The organism is Pseudomonas taetrolens, from assembly GCF_900475285.1.
Lineage (GTDB): Bacteria > Pseudomonadota > Gammaproteobacteria > Pseudomonadales > Pseudomonadaceae > Aquipseudomonas > Aquipseudomonas taetrolens.
In genome coordinates this window covers 2,374,004-2,400,797 of the sequence record NZ_LS483370.1, presented here as the reverse complement: position 1 = coordinate 2,400,797, position 26,794 = coordinate 2,374,004, and the positions used below count along the sequence as shown (strand labels likewise).

Genomic DNA, 26,794 nt, shown 5'->3' with positions numbered 1-26,794 from the left:
CGCGAAAAAAACCCCATGATCACTCATGGGGTTTTTTGTTTCAGGCCGGTTATTCCGGTGCTGAAGTGCGGATCAGGTGATCGAATGCGCTCAACGAAGCTTTAGCGCCCTCACCCACTGCAATCACGATCTGCTTGTAAGGCACGGTAGTGACGTCGCCGGCAGCGAAGATGCCCGGGATCGACGTCTCACCGCGTGAATCGACAACAATCTCGCCTCGTGGCGAAAGCTCGATCGTGCCCTTGAGCCAATCGGTGTTTGGCAGCAGGCCGATTTGCACAAAGATGCCTTCCAGCTCAACGTCACGCACATCACCCGACTGACGATCCTTGTAACGCAGGCCGTTGACCTTCTGCCCGTCACCCGTCACTTCGGTGGTCTGAGCGTTGGTAATGATGGTCACGTTCGCCAGGCTGTGAAGCTTGCGCTGCAGCACTGCATCGGCACGCAGATGCGTATCGAACTCAAGCAGGGTCACGTGAGACACGATCCCGGCCAGGTCGATGGCCGCCTCAACGCCGGAGTTGCCGCCGCCGATGACCGCAACGCGCTTGCCTTTGAACAGTGGGCCGTCGCAGTGCGGGCAGTATGCCACGCCACGGTTGCGGTATTCCTGCTCACCGGGAACGTTCATCTCGCGCCAGCGGGCACCGGTGGCCAGGATTACGGTCTTGGCCTTGAGTGAGGCACCACTGGCAAACTTCACCTCGTGCAACTCGCCTGCCTTGCCTGCAATCAACTGGTCGGCACGCTGCAGATTCATGATATCCACGTCGTATTGCTTGACGTGCTCTTCAAGAGCCGTGGCCAGTTTCGGCCCTTCTGTTTCCTGAACCGAGATAAAGTTCTCGATCGCCATGGTGTCAAGCACCTGGCCGCCGAAACGTTCGGCTGCAACACCGGTGCGGATACCTTTACGTGCAGCATAAATGGCTGCCGCTGCACCGGCCGGGCCGCCACCGATCACCAGCACGTCAAAGGCTTCTTTGGCGCTGATTTTTTCGGCTTGGCGCTCAATGGCGCTGGTGTCCAGCTTGCCAAGGATTTCTTCCAGGCCCATGCGGCCCTGACCGAAATTCACACCGTTCAGGTAGACGCTAGGTACCGCCATCACTTGGCGTTCAGTGACTTCATCCTGGAACAGGGCGCCGTCGATGGCCACGTGGCGAATGTTCGGGTTCAGTACCGCCATCAGGTTCAGCGCCTGAACCACATCAGGGCAGTTCTGGCAGGACAGCGAGAAATAGGTTTCGAAGTTGAACTCACCTTTCAATGAACGGATCTGCTCAATCACTTCGGCACTGGCTTTCGATGGGTGGCCGCCGACTTGCAGCAATGCCAGCACCAGCGAAGTAAATTCGTGGCCCATTGGGATGCCTGCAAAGCGCAGGCTGATATCGCCGCCCGGGCGGTTCAACGAGAACGATGGCTTGCGCGCATCGGTGCCGTTGTCCAGCAAGGTGATCTGGCTGGAAAGGCTGGCGATCTCTTTCAACAAATCAAGCATTTCACGGGATTTCGCACCGTCGTCGAGAGACGCAACGATCTCGATCGGCTGTGTGACCCGCTCCAGGTATGACTTCAACTGTGCTTTTAGATTGGCGTCCAACATACGGGGCGATCTCCTTTAAAGATTAATGCCGTGTAAAAAAAACGCCCGAGCGAAGGTCGCCCGGGCGTTTTGAGGGCGATGATGCAGCAATTCAGGTGCGGATCACCGCCCTTGGCTGGTTCACAGGCTTAGATCTTGCCAACCAGGTCCAGCGACGGAGCCAAGGTGGACTCACCTTCTTTCCATTTAGCCGGGCAAACTTCGCCTGGGTGGGCAGCAACGTATTGAGCAGCCTTGATTTTGCGCAGCAGCTCGGAAGCGTCACGGCCAACACCGCCATCGTTCAGTTCAACGATTTTGATCTGACCTTCTGGGTTGATCACGAACGTACCGCGGTCAGCCAGACCTGCTTCTTCGATCAGAACGTCGAAGTTGCGGGAGATGGTCAGCGTAGGGTCGCCGATCATGGTGTACTGGATTTTGCCGATGGCTGGCGAAGTGTTGTGCCAGGCAGCGTGAGCAAAGTGGGTGTCGGTCGACACGCTGTAGATTTCAACGCCGAGTTTCTTGAACTCTTCGTAGTTGTCAGCGAGGTCTTCCAGTTCGGTAGGGCAAACGAAAGTGAAGTCAGCCGGGTAGAAGAACACGACAGACCATTTGCCTTTCAGGTCGGCGTCCGACACTTCTACGAAGCTGCCGTTTTTGTAAGCGGTTGCTTTGAAAGGTTTTACTTGGCTGTTGATGATAGGCATCGTTGTCTCTCCGTCAGGGGTGAAAAGTTGATGGGGTGAATCTTAACAACACATTTCGTATCTGGCTCATTGGCAAAGCTGATGCCGCTGATTAGTTTTAGCTATCAGACGACACTATAAATAGCAGAAATCTAAATATGGGTCACCTGCCAGACTTTCAACCTGATGCAAGTCAATGGCCGATGGGCTTTTCGCGTGTGAGGCTCATCCCGGTAAACGGGGAAGCTTCAACATAGCGCATGGCGGATTTGATGTCTTTCCAGCCGACGTAATTCATCAGCGACTTCAAGTCCCAACCACTTTGATGGGCCCATGTTGCAAAACCGCGACGCAGTGAGTGACTGGTGTAATGTTCTGCGGCAATTCCGGCGCGTTCCAGCGCCTGGCGCAATAGCGGGATGATGCTGTTGGCATGCAACCCCTCTTCCCCCAGATTGCCCCAGCGGTCGATTCCGCGGAACACCGGCCCGCGCACCAGCGCTGAAACCTTGAGCCATTCACTGTAGGCGCGTACTGGGCACAAGCGCTGCAAGGCCGGGGTCTGGTATGTCTTGCCGAGGTTGTCGCGGTCACTTTTGCTGCGCGGCAAATACAAGGTAATCCCTGAACCCTCAACCGCTTGGACGTGCTCGATTTGCAAGCGGCACAGTTCATCGCTGCGAAACCCTCGCCAGAAACCCAGCAGGATCAGCGACGCATCACGCCTGGCGCGCAATAAGCCGGGCTGGTCGGCGCTGGCTTGTGCGGCCAGGGCTTCGCCCTCAAGCCAGTCGATCACTTGCTCCAGGTGCTGCAATTGCAGTGGCTCGGCCTGCTTCTCTTGCGCCGGGTGCAGCGCGCGAATGCCCTTGAACACTTTGCGCACCACCGGTGCCTTGGTCGGGTCGGCGAACCCCTGGCTGTTGTGCCACTGGGCAATCGCCGACAGCCGCAGCTTCAAGGTGTTGATCGAAAGCTGCCCGGCATGCGCAACCAGATAACGCGCCACGCTATCGCTCGTCGCCGGAAGGAATCCACCCCAGGTCACTTCAAAGTGCTCGATGGCTGCCCGGTAGCTGCGGCGGGTGTTGTCGCGGGTCGCGGCGCTTAAGTAGCGATCCAGCTCGCTCATTGCGGCAGTTCTCTTGATTGGCGTACTGAAAACAGGCCTTAAAAGCAGTTTTAAGGCTCTGGCACGGGATAATACCAGTATATCCCGCATGTTTCTAAACCTATAAAGACAAATAAATCCAACCAATGTAGTATGTAAATACATGATACATACCACAGTACATAATCGTAGGAGAGAGCCATGGCTCGGGGCGGCGTAAACAAGGCGGTGGTTCAAATTGCACGCACGGCAATCCTGGCTCGTGGAGAACACCCGAGCATTGATGCCGTACGTATCGAGATGGGCAATACCGGGTCAAAAACCACGATCCATCGGTATCTGAAGGAGCTGGATGAAGCGGACACCCGCCGTGGCACCCCTCAAGAGCAGATCAGCGACGAGCTGACCGATCTGGTCGCCCGCCTTGCTCAACGCTTGCAAGAACAGGCGCAAGAGCCAATCGACCGTGCAGAAGCCCATTACCGCCAGCTGCAGAATGAACTTCAGGGGCAACTGGAGCTGGCCGGGCAGACCCAGCTGCAGCTGCAGCAACAACTTGAGATCCAGACCACTGCCTTGAACCAGGAAAGTGCCAGCCTTGAATCCACCCGTTCGATGCTACAAGCCGAACAGACCCGCAATGCTGCCCTGAATCAGGCGTGCAGCGATTTCGAACTGCGGCTCCAGGACCGTGACGAGCAGATACGCTCACTGGAAGAAAAACACCTGCACGCCCGAGAAGCGCTTGAGCACTACCGTAGCGCGGTGAAAGAACAGCGCGAGCAGGATCAGCGCCGTCACGAAGGCCAGCTGCAGCAGGTGCAGATGGAGCTGCGTCAGGCACAACAGAGTGCGCTGGTGCGCCAGGATGAAATCACCCAGCTGCACCGCGATAACGAACGGGTACTCAGCGAGAGTCGAAGTCTGGGCAAAGAACTGAATCAGGCCAAAGACCAGCAGCACGCACTCAATAACCTTAATACCCAGTTGAACCGCCAATTGAGCCAGCTCGAAAGCGAACGCACCCTGCTCCAGGAGCGCCTGAGGGTCGCGACGCAAGAAAGTGAAGGCTTGAAACAGGCCAACAGCGAAGCCCGTGAAAGCAACACGGCGCTGGCCTTGCGGGCCATCAGAGCCGAGACGGCGCTGGAGAGCCTCAAAGCGGTGCAGAGCGACGACGAGACGACGCCCGACAAGACCTGACCCTGCACGCATCAGGCCGTGGTGATTGCAGGCCGGACTTGAGTCACAACAGGGCTTTTATTGCCTGATTGCATGGCGGGCTGACAGCCAGGCCGATTAACCATCGGCCAAAAGCTGCACAGGCTCAAAAAAGTCGCGCACGCAGATGAAGTTTCAAGCCGCGTACAACTTTCCTGAATCCCGCCTGTCTAGCGCTCGGAAAACACGGCTCCTTCACCTGTCTTTCATAGGCATTTCATCAAACAGCGTTTACCGTACGCACAGCCTTGATGGAGAGCCCAAAGACTTTGCTGAAAAATCATGCAGATAACGGCGTCTGGCAGCTTTACCTTTATCCGCAATGGTCTTTAATCCCACCGAGAACATGCCGTCACCGCGGCCGAGCAGATAGACGTTAAGGCGCAATGTCTTGTGCCATTGAAACTGACTGGAACAACTACTTTGAAACCCTACCCTATTCAGTGCGTGTCGATCGTCATTCCGGTCTTCAACGAAGAAGAAAGCTTGCCCGAACTGCTGCGCCGCACCGAAGCGGCCTGCGCACAGTTGACCCAATCTTATGAAATCGTCCTCGTCGATGACGGCAGTCGCGATGCTTCTGCGCAGATCCTGGAAGAAGCGGCCGCGCGTGAAGGCAGCCCGGTAGTCGCGGTGATCCTCAATCGCAACTACGGGCAGCATGCCGCCATCATGGCCGGCTTTGAACACTCCAAGGGGGATGTCGTCATTACCCTTGACGCCGACCTGCAGAATCCGCCTGAAGAAATTCCGCGACTGGTTGCACAGGCCGCCCTGGGCTACGACGTGGTCGGCAGCGTACGCAACAATCGTCAGGATTCGGCCTGGAGGCGCTGGCCATCACGGGTGATCAACCTGGCGGTGCAGCGCTCCACCGGCGTCGCCATGAGCGACTACGGCTGCATGCTGCGGGCTTATCGCCGCACGATCGTCGACGCCATGCTCAACTGCCGTGAGCGCAGCACCTTCATTCCGATTCTGGCCAACAGCTTTGCCCGGCACACCACGGAAGTGCAGGTCGAACATGCTGAGCGGGAGCATGGTGATTCCAAATACAGCGCGATGCGGTTGATCAACCTCATGTTTGATCTGGTGACCTGCATGACCACCACTCCATTGCGGCTGCTGAGCATCATCGGCTTCAGCATGGCGGTTCTGGGCGTGAGTTTCGCCATTGTCCTGGTCGTGCTGCGCCTGATATTCGGCGCTACCTGGGCCGGCCATGGCACTTTTGTGCTGTTTGCCGTGCTGTTCGTGTTCACCGGCGGCCAATTTATCGGCATGGGGCTGCTGGGTGAATACCTGGGCCGCATGTACAGCGATGTGCGAGCCCGCCCGCGCTTTTTTATTGAAAAGATCGTGCGTGCCGAACCCGCCACCGCAACGTCTTCACCTTCACCTTCACCTTCTACGTCGACACAGGTTCAATCATGAGTTTGAAAGCCATTGTTTTCGCCTATCACGATATTGGTTGCACAGGCATCGAAGCCTTGCTCAATGCAGGCTATGAAATTACCGCCGTGTTCACCCATGCCGACGACCCGAAGGAAAATAACTTTTACGGTTCTGTGGCCCAGTTGTGCGCGCGCAAAGGCATCCCGGTGCATGCGCCGGAAGACGCCAACCATCCACTGTGGGTTGAGCGCATTCGCAAACTGAACGCCGACTACATTTTCTCGTTCTACTATCGCCACCTGTTGGGCGAAGAGCTGCTGGCCAGCGTCAGCCAGGGCGCGTTCAACCTGCACGGCTCGTTGCTGCCGCGCTATCGTGGCCGCGCCCCGGCGAACTGGGTGTTGGTCAATGGCGAAACCGAAACCGGCGTGACCCTGCACCGCATGGTCAAGCGTGCCGATGCGGGCGCCATTCTGGCCCAGCAAAAAATCAGCATTGAGCGCTCCGACACCGCCCTGAGCCTGCACGCCAAGTTGCGCGAAACCGCAGCCAGACTGTTGGCCGAAACCTTGCCGCTGCTGCCTGAAGGCACGCTCAAAGAAACCCCGCAAGACGAATCCAAAGCCACGGTTTTCGGACGCCGCACCCCGGCCGATGGCCTGTTGCAGTGGGCACGCCCCGCTGAAGAACTGTTCAATCTGGTGCGTGCGGTTACCCAGCCATACCCAGGCGCTTTCTGCGCAGTGGGCGAGCACAAACTGATTGTCTGGGGCGCCGAGGTGATCGCTGGCAATCAGGGGCAGGCGCCCGGCCAAGTGATTAGCTGTGATCCGCTGCGCATTGCTTGCGGGCAGGATTCCCTGGTCATTACCGCCGGCCAACGTAACGACAACGGGCTGTACCTGAGCGGCCCGCAATTGGCCAATGAGCTGGGCCTGGTGGAGGGTTCGCGCCTGCGCGGCAGCGAATCCGGTCGTCCGGCACGCCGCACTCGCGTACTGATCCTGGGGGTTAACGGCTTTATCGGTAACCACTTGTCCGAGCGTCTGCTGCAAGACGACCGCTACGAGGTGTACGGTCTGGACATTGGCTCCGACGCCATCGATCGCCTGCGCAGCCACCCGAACTTCCACTTCGTGGAAGGCGATATCAGCATCCACACCGAGTGGATCGAGTACCACATTAAAAAATGCGACGTCATCCTGCCGCTGGTGGCCATTGCAACACCGATCGAATACACCCGTAACCCGTTGCGCGTGTTCGAGCTGGACTTTGAAGAGAACCTCAAGCTGGTGCGGTACTGCGTCAAGTTCAACAAGCGCGTGATTTTCCCCTCGACCTCCGAAGTGTATGGCATGTGCCAGGACAAAAACTTCGATGAAGACACCTCCAACCTGGTGGTCGGGCCGATCAACAAACAGCGCTGGATTTACTCGGTGTCCAAGCAATTGCTTGACCGTGTGATCTGGGCCTATGGCCAGAAAGGCCTGAAGTTCACCCTGTTCCGCCCGTTCAACTGGATGGGCCCACGCCTTGACCGTCTGGACTCGGCACGGGTCGGCAGCTCGCGCGCCATCACTCAGTTGATCCTGCACCTGGTGGAAGGTACTCCGATCCGCCTTGTGGACGGTGGCGAGCAAAAGCGTTGCTTTACCGATGTCGACGATGGCATCGAAGCCCTGGCGCGAATCATTGAAAACCGTGACGGCAAATGCGACGGGCAGATCATCAACATTGGCAACCCGGACAACGAAGCCAGTATTCGTGAGCTGGGCCAGGAGCTGCTGCGTCAGTTTGAAGCGCATCCGCTGCGTGACAACTTTCCGCCGTTCGCCGGTTTCCGCGATGTTGAAAGCCAGTCGTTCTACGGCACCGGTTACCAGGATGTCAGCCATCGCAAGCCGAGCATTGAAAACGCTCGCCGCCTGATCGACTGGACGCCGAGCATCGAACTGAGTGAAACCATTGGCAAGACCCTGGACTTCTTCCTGCGCGAAGCCATGATCGAAATTGCGGAAAAACGCTAATGCAAGCAGGCCTGCGCATTGACGTCGACACGTACCGGGGCACCCGTGAGGGGGTGCCCCGGTTACTCGAACTGCTCGACGAAGCTCAGATCAAAGCCACCTTTTTCTTCAGTGTCGGTCCGGACAACATGGGCCGCCATCTGTGGCGGCTGGCCAAGCCCCGGTTCTTCTGGAAGATGATGCGCTCCAAAGCCGCCAGTCTGTACGGCTGGGATATTTTGCTGGCCGGCACCGCCTGGCCCGGCAAACCCATCGGTCAGGACCTGGGGCACTTGATGCGCCAGACCCTGGCCGCCGGCCACGAGGTGGGCTTGCACGCCTGGGATCATCATGGCTGGCAGGCCAATGCCGGGCGCTGGAGCGAAGCACAGTTGATCGAACAGATCCGCAAAGGCGTCGACACCCTCAGCGACATCACCGGGCAAGCGGTCGAGTGCTCAGCCGCCGCGGGCTGGCGGGCCGATGAACGTGTGGTTCAAGCCAAGCAAACTTTTGGCTTTCGCTACAACAGCGACTGCCGCGGGCACAGCCTGTTCAGGCCCCGCCTGACTGACGGCAGCCCGGGGACCGCGCAAATCCCCGTGGACCTGCCCACGTTCGATGAAGTGGTCGGGCCAGCGCTGAGTGCCGCCGATTTCAATGCCTACATTCTTGATCGCTTCAGCCCGCAAAAGCTGAATGCGTACACCATTCACGCAGAGGTAGAAGGGATTCTGATGGCCAACGATTTCCGACAATTACTGGCAGAGGCGCACAGCCGAGGCATTCACTTCGGCCCATTACGCGACTTGTTGCCCCCTGACCTCGACAGCCTGCCCGTCGGGCAATTGAGCCGTGGCGTGCTGGACGGCCGCGAAGGCTGGCTGGGAGTGCAGCAACCATGACTCAACGCTGGGCACTGCCGCTGCTGATCCTGGCCTTTATCGCTTTTTACCTGGTGCCGCTGGGCACCCATGGACTGTGGATTCCCGATGAAGCGCGCTATGCGCAAATCAGTCAGCAAATTCTGATCGATGGCAATTGGGTCACGCCACACTTCATGGATTTGCGTTACTTCGAAAAACCGATTGCCGGCTACTGGATGATTGCCATCGGCCAGGCCATTTTTGGTGAAAACCTGTTTGGCGTGCGCATCGCGTCGGCTATCGCCACCGGCTTGAGTGTGTTTTTGGCCTATGCCGTAGCCCGGCGTTTGTGGAATGACCCGCGCAAGAGTTTTGCCTGCGCGCTGGTGTACATGACGTTTTTCCTGATTGCGAGCCTGGCGGGCTATTCGAACCTTGATCCGCAGTTCACCTTCTGGGTCAACCTCAGCCTGGCAGCCTTATGGTTTGCCATCGACAGCCCGTCGCAACGTCAACGCCTGATGAGTTGGGTGGTGCTGGGCTTTGCCTGCGGCATGGGTTTCATGACCAAAGGGTTTCTGGCGCTGCTGCTGCCGGTCCTGATCGCCCTGCCCTACATGATCTGGCAAAAGCGTTTCCGCGAGTTGGTCAAGTACGGGCTGGTGGCAATCCTGGTCGCCACCGTGGTGTCGTTGCCCTGGGTCCTGGCGGTGCATGCCCAGGAACCCGACTATTGGCGGTTTTTCTTCTGGCACGAGCATATCCGTCGCTTTGCCGGAGCAGACGCCCAACACGGCGAGCCGTGGTGGTTCTACCTGCCGCTGATGGTGGTCGCCAGTTTGCCATGGGCCGCACTGCTGCCTGTGACCTTCAAGGACGCCTGGCGCAACCGGCGAGAGGTCGGTGTGGTGTTCCTGCTGTTGTGGCTGCTGCTGCCGCTGGCCTTGTTCAGCCTCAGCAAAGGCAAGTTGCCGACCTACATCCTGCCTTGTCTGCTGCCGCTGGCCTTGTTGCTGGGGCACGCCCTGATGCAGCGGGTCGAACGTGCCAGCACCACGGCATTGCGCAGCAACGGGCTGGTCAATCTGCTGCTGGGCAGCGCCGGATTGCTGGCCCTGGTTTACTTGCAGAACAAAAAACCGCTCTATCACGACGAACCCTGGCACATGACGCTACTGATCGTGGTGCTGCTGACCTGGATTGCCTGCAATGCGCTGCTTGTGTGGCGGCCACTCAAGCTGTGGAGTCTGCCGGCACTGGGCATGGGCGTGGCGGTGATGCTGGTGCCGGCCAGCCTGCCCAACAGCGTGGTCTACAACAAGATGCCCGATCAGTTTGTCCTTGAGCACCTCCAGGAACTGTCGCAGGTCAACACCTTGCTGAGCAATGACCTGGGGGCGGCTTCTGCCCTGTCCTGGCGTCTGCGCCGCCCCGATATCACGCTGTACAACACCTCGGGAGAGGTTGCCTACGGTCTGGCCCATGCTGACGCCGAGGGCAAAAGCATCACCCTTGCGCAGATCGGACAATGGATGACCGAGGCGCGTCGCAAAGGCTCCGTGGGGGTACTGATGCGGGTCAAAGACAGTGATGAGAGTCACGAAATGGATCTGCTGCCCCAGGATGCCCGGCGCTATGACGAAGGCAACATGGTAATCCTGATCATCCCGCAGAGCGCGCCATGACCCTGGCGCTGTTGCTGATGGCGTGCGTGCTGACCTGCGTCGGTCAAATCGCCCAGAAATACGCCGTCGAAAGCTGGCGTGGAACAGCCCCTGGCTTGATACAGGTACTGCGCACTCCCTGTCTGTGGCTGGCGTTGGCATGCCTTGGCCTGGGTTTGCTGGTGTGGCTGTTCGTGCTGCAAAGGCTGGAGGTCGGGATTGCGTATCCGATGCTCAGCCTGAACGTTGTCCTGATCACCCTGGTCGCGCGTTATCTGTTCAAAGAAACCATCGACCTGCGCCATTGGTGTGGCGTGGGCCTGGTGATTGCGGGTGTGGTGTTGCTGGGGTCGAACGCATGAGCCTCAAACGTGGACTGGGCTTTGCCGCGGGCAGCGTATTGCTGGTCAGCACAGCTCAATTGGGCATGCGCTGGAGCATGACGCGCTTGCCCGAACCGGCCCAATGGCTGGACGCATTCCACCAGGGCGACGTATCCCTGTCAGCGCTGGCGGTGGTGGCAAGCGCCATTGTTCTTTACGCACTGTCGATGGGGGCCTGGCTGCTCGCCTTGCGCGACGTGCCACTGGGACGGGCGTATTCATTGCTCAGCATCAGCTATGCAGCGGTGTACCTGCTGGCGGCCAGCCTGCCGATATTCAACGAGAGCTTCACCCTTTCGAAAACCCTCGGGGTGACACTGGTCATTCTCGGCGTGTTGACGATCAATTTACGACGTACCCCAGGTTCCAGGAACTGCGCATGAAAATCAGTGTATTTGGTAGTGGTTATGTAGGCCTGGTGCAGGCGACGGTGCTGGCCGAGGTCGGTCACGACGTGATCTGCATGGACATCGACCAAAACAAGGTCGAGTCACTGCAGCAGGGGCATATCAGCATTTTTGAACCGGGGCTGGCTAACCTGGTACGCGACAACCTTGAAACCGGGCGCCTGCGTTTTACCAGCGATGAAAAGCAGGCCGTGGAGCACGGCCAGGTGCTGTTTATTGCCGTGGGCACCCCGCCGAGCGACGACGGTTCGGCGGACCTCAGCGCCGTGTTTGCCGTGGGTGATGCCGTCGCCCGGCACCGGGAAGAACCCTTGATCCTGGCGGAGAAATCCACGGTTCCGGTGGGCACCGGTGATGCCCTGACGCTGCATATCAACAACGCCCTGAACGCGAGCGGGCGCTCGCTGCAGTTTGATGTGGTCTCCAACCCCGAGTTTCTCAAGGAGGGTTCGGCGGTCACCGATTGCCGGCGTCCGGACCGCATCATCATCGGCTGTGAGCGCGATGAAGTGCGCGAAACCATGCGCGACCTGTACGCGCCCTTTAACCGCAACCATGACCGCATCATTTTCATGGACCGGCGCAGTGCCGAGCTGACCAAGTACGCTGCCAACGGCATGCTTGCGACCAAGATCAGCTTCATCAACCAGATCGCCGAGCTGGCCGAACACCTGGGCGCAGACATCGAAGCGATCCGCCTGGGAATCGGCGCCGATGCGCGCATTGGCTATCACTTTATCTACCCGGGCTGCGGCTATGGCGGCTCGTGCTTCCCCAAAGACATGCGCGCATTGATCCACAGCGCCCAGCAGGTCAACTGCTCCAGCGATTTGCTGCAGGCGGTCGAGGCCATCAACGAACGCCAGAAACACAAGCTGTTCGATCGCATCAATGCGTTTTACAACGGCGATCTCAAAGGCAAAACCTTTGCCCTCTGGGGGCTGGCCTTCAAACCCAACACCGATGACATGCGCGACGCACCCAGTCGCGTGCTGATGGAAGCCCTGTGGGCAGCCGGTGCCCATGTCCGCGCCTTCGACCCGGAAGCCATGCAGGAAACCCAGCGCTTATACGCGGACGAAGCACACCTGAGCCTGATGGGCACGCCTGAATCAACCCTTAACGGTGCCGATGCCCTGGTGGTGTGTACCGAGTGGCAGCAATTCAAGGCGCCGGACTTCGACCTGATCAAACAGCGCCTGAAAAACCCGGTCATTTTTGACGGACGCAACCTGTACGACAGCGAACGCCTGGCCCGCAAAGGCCTGCAATACTTCCCGATGGGACGCGGAGAGTCCTGCAACCTGCCGGTCTCACAAGGCTCAACGCACTGAGCGATGCCTGTCCTGTGACGCCCTGAACACGCCGCCTTTGCCCACAATGGCGGCATTGTTTTGTGCGCTCTATGATGACCACTGATACAACCCGCATGGATGCTCTTTATGGATTTTGATACCGCTCTGGTGACCTTGGGTTTTTTTGCGTTTTGTGGCGGTCTGATTGATGCAGCCGTGGGCGGAGGTGGGCTTGTACAAGTGCCAGCACTCTTGCACGCCTTACCACAGCACAGCCTGGCAACAGTGTTTGGCACAAACAAGCTGGCCGTTCTGGCTGGCAATATGTCTTCTATTTTTCGCTACCTGAAAAGAATAAAAATCGTCTGGAAGCTTATGCTGCCAACGGTTGTTTCCGCCTTTTTATTTGCCTTCCTCGGGGCTTTTTCTGTTTCGCTCGTTCCCAGGGAGATGATGGAATATGTGGTTTTCTTCGTCCTGATCGCGATGGCCGGTTATACATTCGCCAAAAAAGATCTGGGGCTGGTGCATTCACACATTCAATGCGGCACAAAAGAGATGCTGCTGGGTATATTTTTCGGCGGTCTGATCGGGTTCTACGACGGGGTGTTTGGACCTGGAAGCGGAAGCCTCCTGCTTTTTATTTTTGTTAAATACTTCGGCTTTGACTTTTTGAATGCATCGGCGTCAGCAAAGCTGGTGAACCTGGGCACGTTCAGCGCGGCCCTGCTGTTTTTCATCCCTTCGGGCCATGTGCTCTGGACAATTGGCGGGGTGGTGGCCGCCTGCAATATTGCAGGTTCACTCACCGGTGTGTTCCTGGCATTGCGTTTTGGCAGCGGTTTTATTCGCGTGTTTTTCTTGATTCTGTTGTTGTTTCTGATTGGCCGAATGGGGTTTTCCATCTTCTTTTGAGAGGCTTGATCCTGTCCGTTGTGAACACCCTGGCACCCGCCAAACCTGCGCAGGGCATGCTTGGGTAGCTGCTGCTCACGGCTGCGGTTACAATCCCGGCCCTTTCACCTTTCCAAGGAATCCCAATGTCAGGGCTTGAGCTGTTCGCCGCCGCACTCGGCGTGATCGCCGTCTGGTTGACAGTCAAACAAAACCCCTGGTGCTGGCCTATCGGGTTGGTGATGGTGTTGCTGTATAGCTGGATATTCTTCGAGGTGAAGCTGTACTCCGACATGCTGCTGCAAGGGGTATACGCCGTACTGCAAATCTATGGCTGGTGGCAGTGGACCCGCGCCGGGGCCTTGCATGAAGGACGTCAGGTAACATCGCTCACCCCTCACGAAATCAGCACCGGCCTGGCTTACGGCGCGGTCGGCAGCGTAGTGCTCGGCGCGCTCATGGCGCACTGGACCGACGCGGCACAGCCGTGGCTCGATGCCGCCCTGACCGGCTTCAGCCTTGTTGCTCAGTGGTGGATGGCACAAAAACGGTTGCAGTGCTGGGCCTTGTGGTTTGTCGTCGATGTGATTTTCGTCGGTTTGTTCGTCTACAAGGGCTTGTACCTGACCGCCGGTTTGTACGCCCTGTTCACCGTGATTGCGATTCAAGGCTGGCGTGACTGGCGGGCCGATCCGGCGCTGCGCACATGAAAGTAGTCGTACTGGCCGGGCCAGAGTCGAGTGGCAAGAGCTGGTTGTCGGCTCAATTGCAGCAGCAGTTTGGCGGGATTCTGGTGGGTGAATATGTGCGTCATTTCATCGAACAGAACCCTCGCGACACCTGTCTGGCCGACATTCCGCAGATCGCTCGCGGGCAATTGGCCCAGGAAGATGCCGCCCGCGCCCTGCAGCCGGAATTGCTGATTCTGGACACCCATTTATTGAGCAACATGCTCTGGAGTCAAACCCTGTTCGGTGATTGCCCTGACTGGCTTGAGGCTGAGCTGTTGCGCCGCCATTACGACTTGCACCTGCTGTTGTCGCCCGACAATGTCGAATGGACGCCGGACGGTCAGCGCTGCCAGCCCTCGCTGAGCGAGCGTCAGGCTTTTTTCAGCGCCAGCCGGCAATGGCTTGAACAGCATCACCAGCCCACGCAAGTGATCACGGGCGACTGGCAAGCACGTCAGCAACAGGCCTTTGCCGCAGTCGAGCATCTGCTCGGGCGCTGATTGCAGCACCTTTTAAAGTTGATCTGGATCAGGTCCATAAAAAAATCTTTAAAAATTTTCTCAGTATGTGTGACCTGGAGCGGGTCTGAAGTCATCAGTACAAGTAACCAACCGAACGGTAAGCCCAGCCGACGGTTAATCACTTGATGGGCATATTTGAGAGACGACCTTATGAACGCCCCGCTCCGTTTCAACGAAGCACTTTTGATTGCCGGCCACGCTTTTGAACCCTTCCAGTGCGTTGCCTGGGCAGCCCAGGACGGTCACGGCGAGTTGAGCCTGACGGTCATTGACCGCACCAGCACGCCTATTGGCCACAAACAGATCCCGCGCAGCGTCTGCGCTGATGCCGCCCAACTGGAAAACCTGCTGGCCCAGGCCCGCGCCGAGTTGAGCCGCGAAGGCTACGCCCTGCAGCCTTGGGTCATGCCAGCCTGAAGTCCGTTGGGGTAAACACCTCGACGCGATGACTGCGATCTTTTGATGCGCCCGGCAATCGCCGCAAAAGATCGCAGCCAGCCCTTGCTCCAGCCGTATCACGCCCCATCGATGTGCCGATAATCGGCATTCAGTTCTGCCGCCAGTTGCCGCGCCCGGCCAAGGCGTATCGGGCCGCGCTCGATGTCGATCAGTACGCTGGGGCATTCAACCTGCGGCAATATCCCCCATGCTTTCAGGCGGCCATCGGTCAGTACCAGCAAGCGTTGCTGCTCATCTGGAAAGCGCTGGCGACGCGCGCTCAACCACCCTGCCATCTCTTCCAGCGCCTGCAGCAGCGGCGTGCCGCCACCGGCGCCCAGTGTTGCCAGCCAGTCATTCAACGCCGTGGACACCTTGCTCCCGCTGACGTGCCATTCCGGCGCGTTGCCACTGGCGGTCATGACCGCCACACGTGCACGCTGCCGGTAAGCATCCTCGAACAGCTGTGCCAGCAATCCCTTGGCATCACCCAGTGCCTGATGGCGGCGAGTTGAAGCCGAAGCGTCCACCACCACCATCCACAACTCCTGAGCCGTCCGCTGTCGGGTTTTGAACGCCAGGTCTTTGCGCTCGCGGGGCCGCCCGCGCAACAAGGTCGCCACCCAGTCCACTGCACCCCGACCGGCCGGGCGACTGGCGCCCTGTTTGCCATGGCTGAGCGGGCCTGCCTCGGGTTTGGCATCCGCCCCCTCGGCCGATCGGGGGCGAATGCCTAAGGCTTTTTTGGCCAGCTCGGCACTTCCCGTCGCTCGCCCGTGGCCTGAGGTTGTGCGGGCATTTCGCCCCATTGACCTTGCCCGGCACCGGACGAAGCCGAGCCGGATGGCGCTTGCGGCTGATCCGGCGTTGGGGCTTGCGCCGACTGTTCACGGCGTCGGTGACGCAGGGCAAATTCGGCCACAGCCTCGATATCTTCCGCACTGATTGCCTGCACCCCGCGCCATGCTGCATGGGCTCGCGCCGCCCGCAGCCACACAAGGTCAGCGCGCATGCCGTCGACGGCGGCCGCAAAACAGCGTTCGCTGATGGCGGCCAATGAGACGTCATCCAGCGCAATCTGGGGCAATAACTCGCGGGCCCGTTGGCAACGTTGTCGCAAGCGGTCCTGCTCATCTGCCCAGCGGGCACAAAACCCCTGGGGATCGGCATCAAAATCCAGTCGCCGACGAATGATGTCGCTGCGCTCGGCCGGTAGCGGCTGCCCGCTCATGGCCACATTCAGGCCAAAACGGTCGAGCAGTTGTGGGCGCAACTCCCCTTCTTCAGGGTTCATCGTGCCAATCAGCACAAAGCGTGCGGCATGCCGATGGGAGATACCATCGCGCTCAACCACGTTGGTGCCGCTGGCGGCCACATCCAGCAGCACGTCTACCAAATGGTCCGCCAGCAGGTTCACTTCATCGACATACAGCACGCCGCCATCGGCTTTGGCCAGTACCCCCGGCGAGAACTGAGCCTTGCCCTGCCCCAGCGCCGCGTCGAGATCCAGTGTGCCCAGCAGTCGCTCTTCGGTGGCGCCCAGCGGCAAGGTGACGAACTGGCCACTGGCAAGCAGATCCGCCAGGCCACGGGCCAGGGTCGACTTGGCCATGCCGCGCGGGCCTTCGATGAGCACACCGCCAATTTTCGGGTCGATCGCCGTCAGGTACAGCGCCAGCTTCAACGCGTGCGCGCCGACCACCGCCGATAACGGGAAATGCGGGGTGTCAGTCATGTTTTAGGGTTCCAAATGGCAGAATGTTGATCACTTCAAAAAGCCCGTCACTCTTCTTCTATGTCCAGCAGCAGGTTTTCCAGCGCTTCGCGGTATTCGCCCGGCTCGCTCCACAACCCGCGCTGCTGAGCTTCAAGCAGGCGTTCGGTCATGTCGCGCAGGGCATGCGGGTTATGCTCGCGGACAAACTCGCGGGTGTCCGGATCCAGCACATAGGCATCAGCCAGCAAGGCGTATTGATGGTCGTCGATCAACTGGGTGGTCGCATCGAACGCGAACAGGTTGTCGAGGGTCGCGGCCATTTCGAACGCGCCTTTATAACCATGGCGCTTGACCCCTTCGATCCACTTCGGATTGGCTGCCCGGGAGCGTATGACCCGGTTCAGTTCTTCCTTGAGCGTACGGATTTTCGGCAGGTCCGGCTGGCTATGGTCACCATGATAGCTTGCGGCTTGCTGGCCACTGAGGCTTTCGACAGCCGCCAGCATGCCACCCTGGAATTGATAGTAATCATTGGAGTCGAGCACATCGTGTTCGCGGTTGTCCTGGTTCTGCACCACCGCCTGCACCTGGCTCAAGCGCCGGGCGAACTGGCCACGGGCCGCGGTGCCTTCATCGGCAGCGCCATAGGCATAACCGCCCCAGTTGAGGTACACCTCGGCCAGATCATCACGGCTTTCCCACAAACGCCCGTCAATCGCGCCTTGCACGCCTGCGCCATAGGCGCCGGGTTTGGCCCCGAACACACGCCAACCCGCCTGCCGCGCCGCGGCCTCGGGTGTCAGCCCTTCACGTTCCAGTTGCTCGCGCTCACTGCGTACCTTGGCGGCCAGTGGATTCAGTTCGTCCGGTTCATCCAGCGCTGCCACGGCCTGTACCGCCGCATCAAACAGGCGGATCAGGTTGGCAAAGGCATCGCGGAAGAACCCCGAAACCCGTAGCGTGACGTCAACCCGAGGGCGATCCAGCAGGCTGACCGGAAGGATTTCGAAGTCATCCACCCGCTGACTGCCCGTGGCCCACACCGGGCGCACGCCCATCAGCGCCATGGCCTGCGCGATATCATCGCCGCCGGTGCGCATGGTTGCGGTTCCCCACACCGACAAGCCCAGCTGAAGCAAATGCTCGCCGTGATCTTGCAAGTGCCGCTCAAGGATCAGGGTGGCCGACTGAAAACCGATGCGCCAGGCAGTGGTGGTGGGCAGGTTGCGCACATCTACCGAGAAGAAATTGCGCCCGGTCGGCAGTACGTCAAGCCGCCCGCGACTCGGCGCACCGCTGGGCCCGGCAGGTACAAACCGCCCGCTCAGGGCATCCAGCAAACCTTGCATTTCAGCCGGGCCGCAAGCATCCAGTCGCGGTGCCACACCGGCCAGCAGTTCGGCAAAAATGGCCCGCACATCGGCCCATTGTTCGCTCTCGGGCAAACACAGCGTTCCGTTCAGGGCCTGTTCAATCAGCTGTGCGGCATACAACTCCAGGCGTTCACGGGTATCGCCGGCGGTGCGCCACACTTCGTCGTTGAGCCGCTGCAGTTCACGGGGCTGGTGCGCCGTCCAAGGCTCGGCCAGCGCACAGTCCAGCGGGTCGAAACACAGCTCGAACGCGTTGGCCAGCGCCCGCAAGACACTCGATTGGGCGCCGCGCCCGTCGCCACGGGGAATTCGCAACAAGGCCTGCAACGTATCGATGCGCAAGCGCCCGGCTGGCGATTCGCCGAAAATATGCAGGCCGTCGCGGATTTGCGACTCTTTGAGGTCGCACAAGTAAGTGTCCAGGCGAGGCAGCCAAATGGCTGCATCTGCGTCACTGCCCAGCGACTCATCCAACTGCAACTCACGGTCGATACGGGTTTCGCGCACCAGTTTGAGAATGTCCCGTTGCAGCTCCTGCGCTCGACGCGGATCAAGCAATTGCGCTTCGTAATATTCGTCGGCCAGCAACTCCAGATCGCGCAGCGGGCCATAGGTTTCGGCACGGGTCAGCGGTGGCATCAAATGGTCGATGATCACCGCCTGTGTGCGGCGTTTGGCCTGAGCGCCCTCGCCCGGATCGTTGACGATAAACGGATACACGTTGGGCATCGGGCCGAGAATGGCGTCAGGCCAGCAATGCTCCGACAGCCCGACGCCCTTGCCGGGCAGCCATTCCAGATTGCCGTGCTTGCCGACGTGCACCACGGCGTGGGCGCCATAGGTGTTGCGCAGCCAGAAGTAGAACGCCAGATAGGCGTGTGGCGGCACGAGGTCCGGGTCGTGGTACACCGCGCTGGCATCGACCTGATAGCCGCGGGCCGGCTGAATGCCGACAAAGGTCAGGCCAAAGCGCAAACCGGCGATCATCAGGCGACCATTGCGGAACATCGGATCGTTTTCCGGTCCGCCCCAGCGCTCAAGCACCGCCTGGCGATTGACTTCGGGCAAGCGCTGAAACATCGCCCAGTAGTCATCCAGGGCCAGGCTTTGCTGGCAAGGCCGCAGATCCAGGGTATCCAGGTCATTACTGACGCCGCCCAACAAGGCTTGAATCAGCGCCGTGCCGGTTTCGGGCAACTCCGCGTCCAGCGGATAACCCTCCGCCTGCAAGGCCCGCAGGATATTCAGCGCGGCTGCCGGGGTGTCGAGTCCCACGCCATTGCCAATTCGACCATCGCGGGTCGGGTAGTTGGCCAGAATCAGGGCGATGCGCTTTTGCGGGTTCGGGAGGCGGGCCAGCTCGATCCAGCGGTGTGCCAGCTCAGCGACAAAGTCCATGCGTTCGGGGTGGGCGCGGTAGCACACCACATCCGACTGGCTGCGTTCGCTGCGCCATGCCAGGTCCTTGAAGCTGATCGGGCGGCTGATGATCCGGCCATCCAGCTCGGGCAAGGCAATGTGCATGGCCAGGTCACGGGGCCCCAGGCCCTGCTCGCTGGCTTCCCAGCCGGGCTGATTGTCCTGGGCGCAGATCGCCTGGATCACCGGGATATTGCGTCGAAACGGTCGAAGATGCGGCGCTTCGGGGCTCGACTGGGCAAACCCGGTGGTGTTCAGAATCACCCCGGCCTCGACCTCGTCGAGCACATCCTGAACCATGTTCAGACAACCCGGTTCTTTCAGGCTGGCCACGGCAATCGGCAAGGGATTGAGCCCGGCTGCCAGTAAACGCTGGCAAAACACATCGACAAAAGCGGTGTTGGCTGCTTGCAAGTGCGAGCGATAAAACAGCAGTGCTGCCACGGGTTGCCCGGCGTGCCAGTCGGCCTGCCAGTCCTGGAGCCCAGGGCTGGTGTGTACCGGATGATAAATCGCCGTACGCGGCAACGTGCGCGGCTCCTCCCACGGATAATCCCGGCCCAGCCATTGGCTGGCCAGGCACCGATAGAGTTGCAGCGCGTTGTGTCGTCCGCCCTGGCGTAAAAAGTGCCAGAGCCGCTCGGCGTGCTCGGCCGGCACCGTACTCAGGGCGCTGAGCTCCGGGTCGGGACGATCGTCGCCCGGCACCAGGATCAGCGTCACTCCGCGCTCGGCCAACTGCACCAACCGTTCGATGCCGTAACGCCAGTAGCCAATACCGCCATGCAACGACAGCACAATCACTTTGGCGTGCTGCAGCACCTCATCGACATACAAGTCGACCGAGCCATGGTTTTGCACCTGCATCGGGTTGGCCAGACGCAGGCTTGGATAATCTTCAGGCAACTGCTGCGCAGCGTCTGCGAGCAGTGCCAGGCTTGAATCACCGCTGCACAGGATCACCAGCTCGGCGGGGGTCTGGCCGAGGTCGGCAATATTGTCGTCCGCTACAAAGCCACCGGGCTGGGTCCTGAGCAAATGCATGGTTTAAGCACTCAACGCTGTGCGCAAGGTGGACTCAAGCAACGCCGCGTCCAGGTCTTGACCGATCAGCACCAGTTTGGTGGTACGCGGCTCGTCTGGCGCCCAGGCGCGGTCAAAGTGCTTGTCAAAACGCGTGCCCACCCCCTGGATCAGCAAGCGCATCGACTTGCCCGGAATGGCGGCAAAGCCTTTGACCCGCAGAATGCCGTGGGCGACCACCAATTGGCTCAGGGCCTGCATCAGTGCGCGCTCTTCAGCCTGCGGCAGTTCGATGGAAATCGAGTCGAACGCATCGTGATCGTGATCGTCGTGGTCATCATCGCCATCGTGGTGATGGTCGTGGTGACTGTGGCGGGCGTCGATATGGTCTTCCGAACCGGCATCCAGGCCCAGCAGCACGTCCAGCGGCAGCCGTCCGCTGCTGGCTTCGATAACTTTCACGGCTGGCGGCAGCTCTTCAGCGACTTCAGCACGAACCTTTTCCAGGTCGGCCGGGCTGATCAGGTCGGTTTTGTTCAGAATCACCAGGTCGGCGCTGGCCAGTTGGTCAGCGAACAGCTCATGCAGCGGCGATTCGTGGTCCAGGTTGGGATCGAGCTTGCGCTGGGCATCGACCTGATCCGGGAACGCGGCGAACGTCCCGGCAGCAACGGCCGGGCTGTCGACCACGGTGATCACCGCATCCACCGTGCAGGCGCTGCGAATTTCCGGCCACTGGAAGGCTTGAACCAACGGCTTGGGCAAGGCCAGGCCCGAAGTTTCGATCAGGATATGATCGATATCGCCACGGCGCGCCACCAGCTCGCGCATTACCGGAAAGAACTCTTCCTGCACGGTGCAGCACAAGCAGCCATTGGCCAGCTCGTAGACACGACCGTTGGCTTCTTCTTCCGTGCAACCGATGGCGCATTGCTTGAGGATTTCGCCATCGATACCCAGCTCGCCGAATTCATTGACGATGATCGCAATGCGACGGCCCTGTGCGTTATCGAGGATATGACGCAGCAAGGTAGTTTTGCCCGAACCGAGAAAACCGGTAACGATGGTGACGGGGGTTTTGGCCAGTGTTTTCATCGGATGCCCTTTGGCAAAGCGGCGGGCATACGGGACGACGACCGCACGTGCACGCGGTCAGTCTTCGCCACCGGATCACCCCGCCCGGTTGAAGTAAGAATCTGTCACGAGGCAGGTCTCCTGGCTTACGGCTGGGCATCAACCTGGGCTGACACCGGCCCTGCGCCTTCCCGCTGGTTCAGCAGTGGCCTGGCAGGGCAATTGACCGTTTACAGTTGCGGGGGCAGCCGCGGCTTACCGCGTTCCCTTCTTAGCTTCGCATCGCGAAGAACCTCGAACGCGCAAGGCTACGCAGTGCTTTGTAACAGGTCAATGGGTGGCGGACGCGGCCTCACGCCACTCGACCGCTGCTGCCCATGATCTTTGCAGCCGCTGCCGCAGACGGCGAAAAGGGCCGAAGGGCCTTCAAGAAGCGAGTGACTGTGCCCCCTCTCGCAGCCAGCGGCAGCGGCTACAGCACATACAAACCCGTAGTACATATGTGTTTTAATTGCCGCTTTTTTTCAGCCTCAGCGCTTCAAGGATCTGTTCATGTCGTCCACTCGCCCTACCCGTGTCCTGATTATCGGTTACGTGTGGCCCGAGCCGCGCTCTTCGGCCGCTGGCGGGCACATGATGCAAATCATCGAGAGCTTTTTGCAGTGCGGCTGGCAGATCACCTTCAGCAGCCCGGCCGGGGTTGGCGAACACAAGGCTGATTTGGCAGCGCTGGGTATCGATGAAGTCACGATCGAGCTGAATAACAGCAGTTTTGACGGGTTCATTCGCGAACTGGCGCCGGACATCGTCCTGTTCGACCGCTTCATGATGGAAGAGCAGTTCGGCTGGCGCGTCGAAAAGCACTGCCCGAACGCCTTGCGCGTGCTGGAAACCTCGGATTTGCAGAGCCTGCGCGACGCCCGCCAGCAGCAGCTCAAGGCACGGCTCAAGCACACCCCCGACCAGGACGACTTCAGTAGTCTGTTCGCCCCGGCCCGGGGCGAAACCTTTGAGCAGATGGCCGGCACTGACCTGGCGCAACGGGAAATTGCCGCGATCTACCGCAGTGACCTGAACCTGATGATTTCCGAATACGAAATCGAGCTGCTGACCGAGCAATTCCAGGTGCCCAAGGCCCTGCTGCACTGGTGTCCGCTGATGGTTGACAGCGTCCCCGAAACATTCGTGCCCTATGACCAGCGCCAGCACTTTCTGAGCATCGGCAATTTCCGCCATGCCCCCAACTGGGACTCCGTGCTGTGGATGAAGACCAGCATCTGGCCGCTGATCCGCCAGCAACTGCCCGGTGCGCAGTTGCATGTGTATGGCGCCTATACCCCGCCCAAAGCCACCGCGCTGCATAACCCGGCTCAAGGCTTTCATGTCCTCAACTGGGCCGAAGACGCCCTGGCGGTGATGAGTAACGCCCGAATCTGCCTGGCGCCCCTGCGTTTTGGCGCGGGCATTAAAGGCAAGATCGCCGACGCCATGCTCTGCGGCACCCCCAATGTCACCACCCCCGTGGGTGCTGAAGGCATGCACGGCGACCTGCCGTGGGCCGGTGCCATCGAGCAAAGCGCGGGCGCCATTGCAGCCCGCGCCGTCGAGCTGTACCAAAACCCCCAGGCCTGGCATCAGGCCCAGCAGCACGGCCGGACCCTGTTGACCGAGCGCTACCTGCAAGCGACTCATGGTCCGGCACTGGTACAACGCATCGAAGCCTGTCGCGCCCACCTTGAGCAGCACCGGCGCAACAACTTCACCGGGGCCATGCTGCGTCATCACCAGCACAAAAGTACGCAGTACATGTCGCAATGGATCGAAGCCAAAAACCGTACGGTTTGAACCTGCACAAACACGTGGCCAGCGTTGAAGTTTCGGACGCGACTGACAGACACTTTACCTGCAACTGACTAAGTTCGACCCCTGGACCGTCTTCTCAGGAGTCACGTCATGCTTAGAACCTTGCAGGTGTCAGCACTCGCTCTGATGCTGCTGAACAGTAACGCCCTGGCCGGTGAAACCATCGATTTCTGGAACACACCGCAACACGGCGGCAACAGTTTCAATCGCCTGCCGCCTTCACTGGACTATTTCCAGGCCCTGAAAGGCTATGGCGCCACCTGGGTCCGACTGTCCTATGACAAATGGCAACCACAGCAGCGCGACTTCCTGCTGGGCACGGCAGACCGCTATACCGGGCTGATGCCCGCGGATCTGGCAACGCTCAAGGCCACGCTGGACCGGGCCCAGGCGGCGGGGCTCAAGGTCGTGGTCACGCCGTTGTCGCTGCCGGGCATGCGCTGGCGGCAAAACAACGGCGACCGTTTCGATGACCGGCTGTGGCAAGACAAAACCTATTGGGATCAATCGGCGCAATTTTGGACGGATCTGGCCCGCGCCCTAAAGGACCACCCGGCCGTGGCCGCCTACAATCTGGTGAACGAGCCGGCACCTGAACGCCAGGCCCGGCTACCGGAACATGCGTCGCCCGCGGCCATGCGCACCTGGTATGCCCGCCACCAACAGACCGCACGCAACCTGCCGGCCTTCTATAACCAGGTCATCCGCGCGATTCGCCGGGTGGATTCGCGCACGCCGATCATGGTCGATGCCGGCTGGTACGCCGCAGCTGACGCCTTTGCATACTGGCCCGGCCTGCTCGACGATACGCACGTGCTGTACAGCGTGCACATGTACGAACCCTATGCCGCCACCAGTGCGCCCAACATCAACCGTCCGATTCCTTACCGCTACCCCGGAAGAGTCGAATTTGCAGGCAAGCAACGTCTTTGGAACAAAGCACGCGTCGCCTCGTATCTGCAGGTGCCGGTGCAATGGGCCGAAAAGCACCGGTTGCCCGTCAACCGGCTGGTGGTTGGCGAGTTCGGTTGCATGCGCAGGCTCCCGGACTGCCGGCAGTACCTGGAAGACGTCCTCAGTGTGCTGGACGAGACCCGATTGCATTGGGCCTTCTACAGCTTTCGCGAAGACACCTGGGATGGCATGGATTACGAGCTGGGCACAGCCAAGGTGCCCTGGGCCTATTGGGAGGCCATCGAACGCCGGCAACCCGATCCTGTGCCACGTCGGGCCACCGGTGTGTTCGAGCCCATCCGTGCGCGGTTGGCAGCACGTCCGGCATCCTCTGCCGAGTAATGCGCTATGCCGAAGGCCGCCTGCGTAACAGGTAAGTGTCCATCACCCAGCCTTTGCGCAGTCTGGCCGCCTTGCGCAGCTGCTTGATCGGTTCGCACACATCGGCCAGCTTGCCCGCCATCAGCAGCTCGTCAGGGATACCCAGGTAGGCGCCCCAATAGATATCGACGTTTTCATCGATAAACGCCTCGAACGCGCAGTGGGCATCGAGCATGACCACTACATTGTCCAGGTCTTCGGCCACCAGGCGCCGGCCGGTGGTGATGCGAATCGGTTGGCCGATCAGGTTCAGGGGGATGCGATGCCGGGCGGCAAGTGCCTGGACGCTGCTGATGCCGGGGATCACTTGATAGTCGAAGTCGTCGCAGCCCTTGGCCCGCACCCGATCGAGGATACGCAAGGTGCTGTCATACAACGTCGGCTCGCCCCACAACAGAAAGGCCCCGCACTCGCCGTCGGCCAGTTGCTCTGCAATCAGCTGCGCGAACACCTCCGCCCGTTGAACGTGCCAGTCCTCAACCCCTGCGGCATACGACGCTGATGCGCTGTTGCGCTGCGGGTCGTCAACCTGGACCAGCCGATAACCCGGCGTACGGATGTAACGTTCGCAGATCTCCAGGCGCAGCCGGACCAGATCTTCGGTGAGCGGGCCTTTGTCCAGCACAAACAATACCGATGCACGATTCAGCGCATTGATGGCCTGCACGGTGATCTGCTCCGGGTCACCCGCGCCCATGCCGATCAATAACAGTGTTTTCATGGGGTCTTATCCTCGAACAAGCAGGAAGTTTAGTCGTAGCTGGTAGGAATATTGAGAAGGCGGCATGATCAGCCGTACAAGAACAGCACAAGTGCCCGGATCATGACGCGACTCGCCAGAGCTACAGACCCGTCTTACGAACTGATGGACGACCACAATGGCCTGTCGATCATCTATCGTGAGCATGGTTTCCCCTGCCCGCTGGTGCGCTGGCACTTTCACAAGGAATACGAACTGCACTTGATTGTGGCCAGCAGCGGCAAAGTCTTTGTGGGTGACTATATCGGTAACTTCCACCCCGAAACGCTGTTTCTCACCGGCCCCAACCTGCCCCACAACTGGATCAGCCAGGTGGCTGACGATGAAGTGGTGCCCACCCGCGACATGCTGGTGAATTTCACCGATGAGTTGCTGGGCAGTGCGAGCTCGGTGTTTACCGAACTCAAAAGCCTGGCCCCGATGCTGGAGCGGGCGCATTACGGCATTGAGTTTCGCTGTAAACGCACGATTCGCCAGGCCACGGACCTGATGCAGGCCATTGCCGGGTCGACAGGCGTTACCCGGCTCGGGCATTTTCTGATCTTGCTGCAGTTGCTGGCCGACTGCGATGACTATCAATTGTTGTCCGGGGTGACCGCGGTGCAACTGGCCGACGAGCAGACAATTGACCGTACCAACCGGGCCGTGGATTACATTTTCAGCCATTACGCACGGGAGTTGTCGCTGGAAGAAGTGGCCGAACACATGGGCATGAAACCTACGTACTTTTCCAGGGTGTTCAAACAAGCCACCGGGCGCAGTTTCGTCGAGTTCGTCAATCGTTTGCGCATCAGCAAATCCTGCGAATTGCTGGTCGATGGCCGCAAGCATGTCACTGACGTGTGTTTTGAATCCGGGTTCAACAATATTTCCAACTTCAACCGGCGTTTTCAACAACTTAAAGGCATGACCCCGTCGCACTATCGGCGCCTGGCCGTACAGCGTTTGACCGAGCAAAACATAGCGCTGAAAAGCCCCGGCACGAGCAGTGCAAAATAGTATCGATTTGAGTGTT

At 59.7% G+C, this 26,794-nt stretch carries 23 protein-coding genes and 1 riboswitch; of the genes, 15 read left to right on the top strand and 8 right to left on the bottom strand.

The genetic code is table 11. The features are described from left to right. Window positions 1-49: 49 nt before the first annotated feature. The 3 genes from ahpF to DQN55_RS10985 form a co-directional block, all read right to left on the bottom strand. Entirely contained in the window at window positions 50-1,612 is a 1,563-nt protein-coding gene (ahpF, locus tag DQN55_RS10995) for an alkyl hydroperoxide reductase subunit F (protein ID WP_048379991.1), read from the bottom strand. A 128-nt stretch (window positions 1,613-1,740) separates the two neighbouring features. Continuing rightward, the gene (gene ahpC / locus DQN55_RS10990; RefSeq protein ID WP_016780891.1) at window positions 1,741-2,304 is read right to left on the bottom strand and encodes an alkyl hydroperoxide reductase subunit C; all 564 of its coding nucleotides are present in this window, start codon (window positions 2,302-2,304) and stop codon (window positions 1,741-1,743) included. A gap of 172 nt (window positions 2,305-2,476) precedes the next feature. Beyond that, the gene (locus DQN55_RS10985; RefSeq protein WP_048379992.1) at window positions 2,477-3,415 is read right to left on the bottom strand and encodes a site-specific integrase; all 939 of its coding nucleotides are present in this window, start codon (window positions 3,413-3,415) and stop codon (window positions 2,477-2,479) included. Between the two features lie 180 nt (window positions 3,416-3,595). Here DQN55_RS10985 and DQN55_RS10980 point away from each other — a divergent pair, with 180 nt between their 5' ends. The 12 genes from DQN55_RS10980 (at window position 3,596) to DQN55_RS10920 (ending at window position 15,194) form a co-directional block, all read left to right on the top strand. Then, window positions 3,596-4,597 (top strand): DNA-binding protein, encoded by a 1,002-nt coding sequence (locus tag DQN55_RS10980; RefSeq protein WP_048379993.1) that lies wholly within the window; start codon window positions 3,596-3,598, stop codon window positions 4,595-4,597. Window positions 4,598-5,038: 441 nt separating this feature from the next. Continuing rightward, the gene (gene arnC / locus DQN55_RS10975; protein WP_048379995.1) at window positions 5,039-6,049 is read left to right on the top strand and encodes an undecaprenyl-phosphate 4-deoxy-4-formamido-L-arabinose transferase; all 1,011 of its coding nucleotides are present in this window, start codon (window positions 5,039-5,041) and stop codon (window positions 6,047-6,049) included. Then, window positions 6,046-8,037 (top strand): bifunctional UDP-4-amino-4-deoxy-L-arabinose formyltransferase/UDP-glucuronic acid oxidase ArnA, encoded by a 1,992-nt coding sequence (gene arnA / locus DQN55_RS10970; RefSeq protein WP_048379998.1) that lies wholly within the window; start codon window positions 6,046-6,048, stop codon window positions 8,035-8,037. Before arnC ends, arnA begins: the two co-directional genes overlap by 4 nt. Continuing rightward, window positions 8,037-8,921 carry a 4-deoxy-4-formamido-L-arabinose-phosphoundecaprenol deformylase gene (gene arnD, locus DQN55_RS10965; protein WP_048380000.1) on the top strand — a complete coding sequence of 295 codons (885 nt, stop codon included), beginning with the start codon at window positions 8,037-8,039 and terminating at the stop codon, window positions 8,919-8,921. The genes arnA and arnD overlap by 1 nt, the downstream gene beginning before the upstream one ends. Next, a complete protein-coding gene (gene arnT, locus DQN55_RS10960) occupies window positions 8,918-10,567 on the top strand; it encodes a lipid IV(A) 4-amino-4-deoxy-L-arabinosyltransferase (protein WP_048380003.1) in 1,650 nt (549 codons plus the stop codon). The genes arnD and arnT overlap by 4 nt, the downstream gene beginning before the upstream one ends. Beyond that, window positions 10,564-10,908 carry a 4-amino-4-deoxy-L-arabinose-phosphoundecaprenol flippase subunit ArnE gene (arnE, locus tag DQN55_RS10955; RefSeq protein WP_048380005.1) on the top strand — a complete coding sequence of 115 codons (345 nt, stop codon included), beginning with the start codon at window positions 10,564-10,566 and terminating at the stop codon, window positions 10,906-10,908. The genes arnT and arnE overlap by 4 nt, the downstream gene beginning before the upstream one ends. Beyond that, the gene (gene arnF / locus DQN55_RS10950) at window positions 10,905-11,312 is read left to right on the top strand and encodes a 4-amino-4-deoxy-L-arabinose-phosphoundecaprenol flippase subunit ArnF (protein WP_048380007.1); all 408 of its coding nucleotides are present in this window, start codon (window positions 10,905-10,907) and stop codon (window positions 11,310-11,312) included. The genes arnE and arnF overlap by 4 nt, the downstream gene beginning before the upstream one ends. Beyond that, on the top strand, window positions 11,309-12,670 hold the full coding sequence (locus tag DQN55_RS10945) for a UDP-glucose dehydrogenase family protein (protein ID WP_048380009.1): 1,362 nt from the start codon (window positions 11,309-11,311) through the stop codon (window positions 12,668-12,670). Before arnF ends, DQN55_RS10945 begins: the two co-directional genes overlap by 4 nt. 108 nt (window positions 12,671-12,778) lie before the next feature. Continuing rightward, window positions 12,779-13,546, top strand: a complete 768-nt coding sequence (locus DQN55_RS10940) for a sulfite exporter TauE/SafE family protein (protein WP_048380010.1) — start codon at window positions 12,779-12,781, stop codon at window positions 13,544-13,546. Between the two features lie 125 nt (window positions 13,547-13,671). Further along, window positions 13,672-14,235: a nicotinamide riboside transporter PnuC gene (gene pnuC / locus DQN55_RS10935; protein ID WP_048380012.1), complete on the top strand. Its 564-nt coding sequence runs from the start codon at window positions 13,672-13,674 to the stop codon at window positions 14,233-14,235. Further along, window positions 14,232-14,756 (top strand): AAA family ATPase, encoded by a 525-nt coding sequence (locus tag DQN55_RS10930; RefSeq protein ID WP_048380013.1) that lies wholly within the window; start codon window positions 14,232-14,234, stop codon window positions 14,754-14,756. The genes pnuC and DQN55_RS10930 overlap by 4 nt, the downstream gene beginning before the upstream one ends. Before the next feature lie 171 nt (window positions 14,757-14,927). Beyond that, window positions 14,928-15,194 (top strand): hypothetical protein, encoded by a 267-nt coding sequence (locus DQN55_RS10920; RefSeq protein ID WP_048380015.1) that lies wholly within the window; start codon window positions 14,928-14,930, stop codon window positions 15,192-15,194. Window positions 15,195-15,292: 98 nt separating this feature from the next. Here the strand turns inward: DQN55_RS10920 and DQN55_RS10915 are convergent, their stop codons facing one another. The 4 genes from DQN55_RS10915 to cobW are packed head-to-tail and all read right to left on the bottom strand — an operon-like array spanning window position 15,293 to window position 21,842. Further along, on the bottom strand, window positions 15,293-16,024 hold the full coding sequence (locus DQN55_RS10915; protein ID WP_074702925.1) for a vWA domain-containing protein: 732 nt from the start codon (window positions 16,022-16,024) through the stop codon (window positions 15,293-15,295). Next, the gene (locus DQN55_RS10910; protein WP_048380017.1) at window positions 15,949-16,950 is read right to left on the bottom strand and encodes an ATP-binding protein; all 1,002 of its coding nucleotides are present in this window, start codon (window positions 16,948-16,950) and stop codon (window positions 15,949-15,951) included. Before DQN55_RS10910 ends, DQN55_RS10915 begins: the two co-directional genes overlap by 76 nt. 47 nt (window positions 16,951-16,997) lie before the next feature. After that, a complete protein-coding gene (gene cobN / locus DQN55_RS10905; protein WP_048380019.1) occupies window positions 16,998-20,768 on the bottom strand; it encodes a cobaltochelatase subunit CobN in 3,771 nt (1,256 codons plus the stop codon). A 3-nt stretch (window positions 20,769-20,771) separates the two neighbouring features. Next, window positions 20,772-21,842, bottom strand: coding sequence for a cobalamin biosynthesis protein CobW (cobW, locus tag DQN55_RS10900; RefSeq protein WP_048380021.1), 1,071 nt, complete (start codon window positions 21,840-21,842; stop codon window positions 20,772-20,774). A gap of 93 nt (window positions 21,843-21,935) precedes the next feature. Continuing rightward, window positions 21,936-22,133: riboswitch (cobalamin riboswitch) on the bottom strand. A gap of 240 nt (window positions 22,134-22,373) precedes the next feature. Here cobW and DQN55_RS10895 point away from each other — a divergent pair. Further along, window positions 22,374-23,666: a glycosyltransferase gene (locus tag DQN55_RS10895; protein WP_048380024.1), complete on the top strand. Its 1,293-nt coding sequence runs from the start codon at window positions 22,374-22,376 to the stop codon at window positions 23,664-23,666. A 144-nt stretch (window positions 23,667-23,810) separates the two neighbouring features. Further along, window positions 23,811-24,980, top strand: coding sequence for a glycoside hydrolase family 5 protein (locus DQN55_RS10890; protein ID WP_088500020.1), 1,170 nt, complete (start codon window positions 23,811-23,813; stop codon window positions 24,978-24,980). A gap of 4 nt (window positions 24,981-24,984) precedes the next feature. On the opposite strand, the gene cobF is transcribed toward DQN55_RS10890, so the two are convergent. Further along, window positions 24,985-25,740 (bottom strand): precorrin-6A synthase (deacetylating), encoded by a 756-nt coding sequence (gene cobF / locus DQN55_RS10885; protein WP_048380028.1) that lies wholly within the window; start codon window positions 25,738-25,740, stop codon window positions 24,985-24,987. A 102-nt stretch (window positions 25,741-25,842) separates the two neighbouring features. Here cobF and DQN55_RS10880 point away from each other — a divergent pair, with 102 nt between their 5' ends. After that, window positions 25,843-26,778 (top strand): AraC family transcriptional regulator, encoded by a 936-nt coding sequence (locus DQN55_RS10880; RefSeq protein ID WP_048380030.1) that lies wholly within the window; start codon window positions 25,843-25,845, stop codon window positions 26,776-26,778. The last annotated feature ends 16 nt before the right edge of the window (window positions 26,779-26,794 follow it).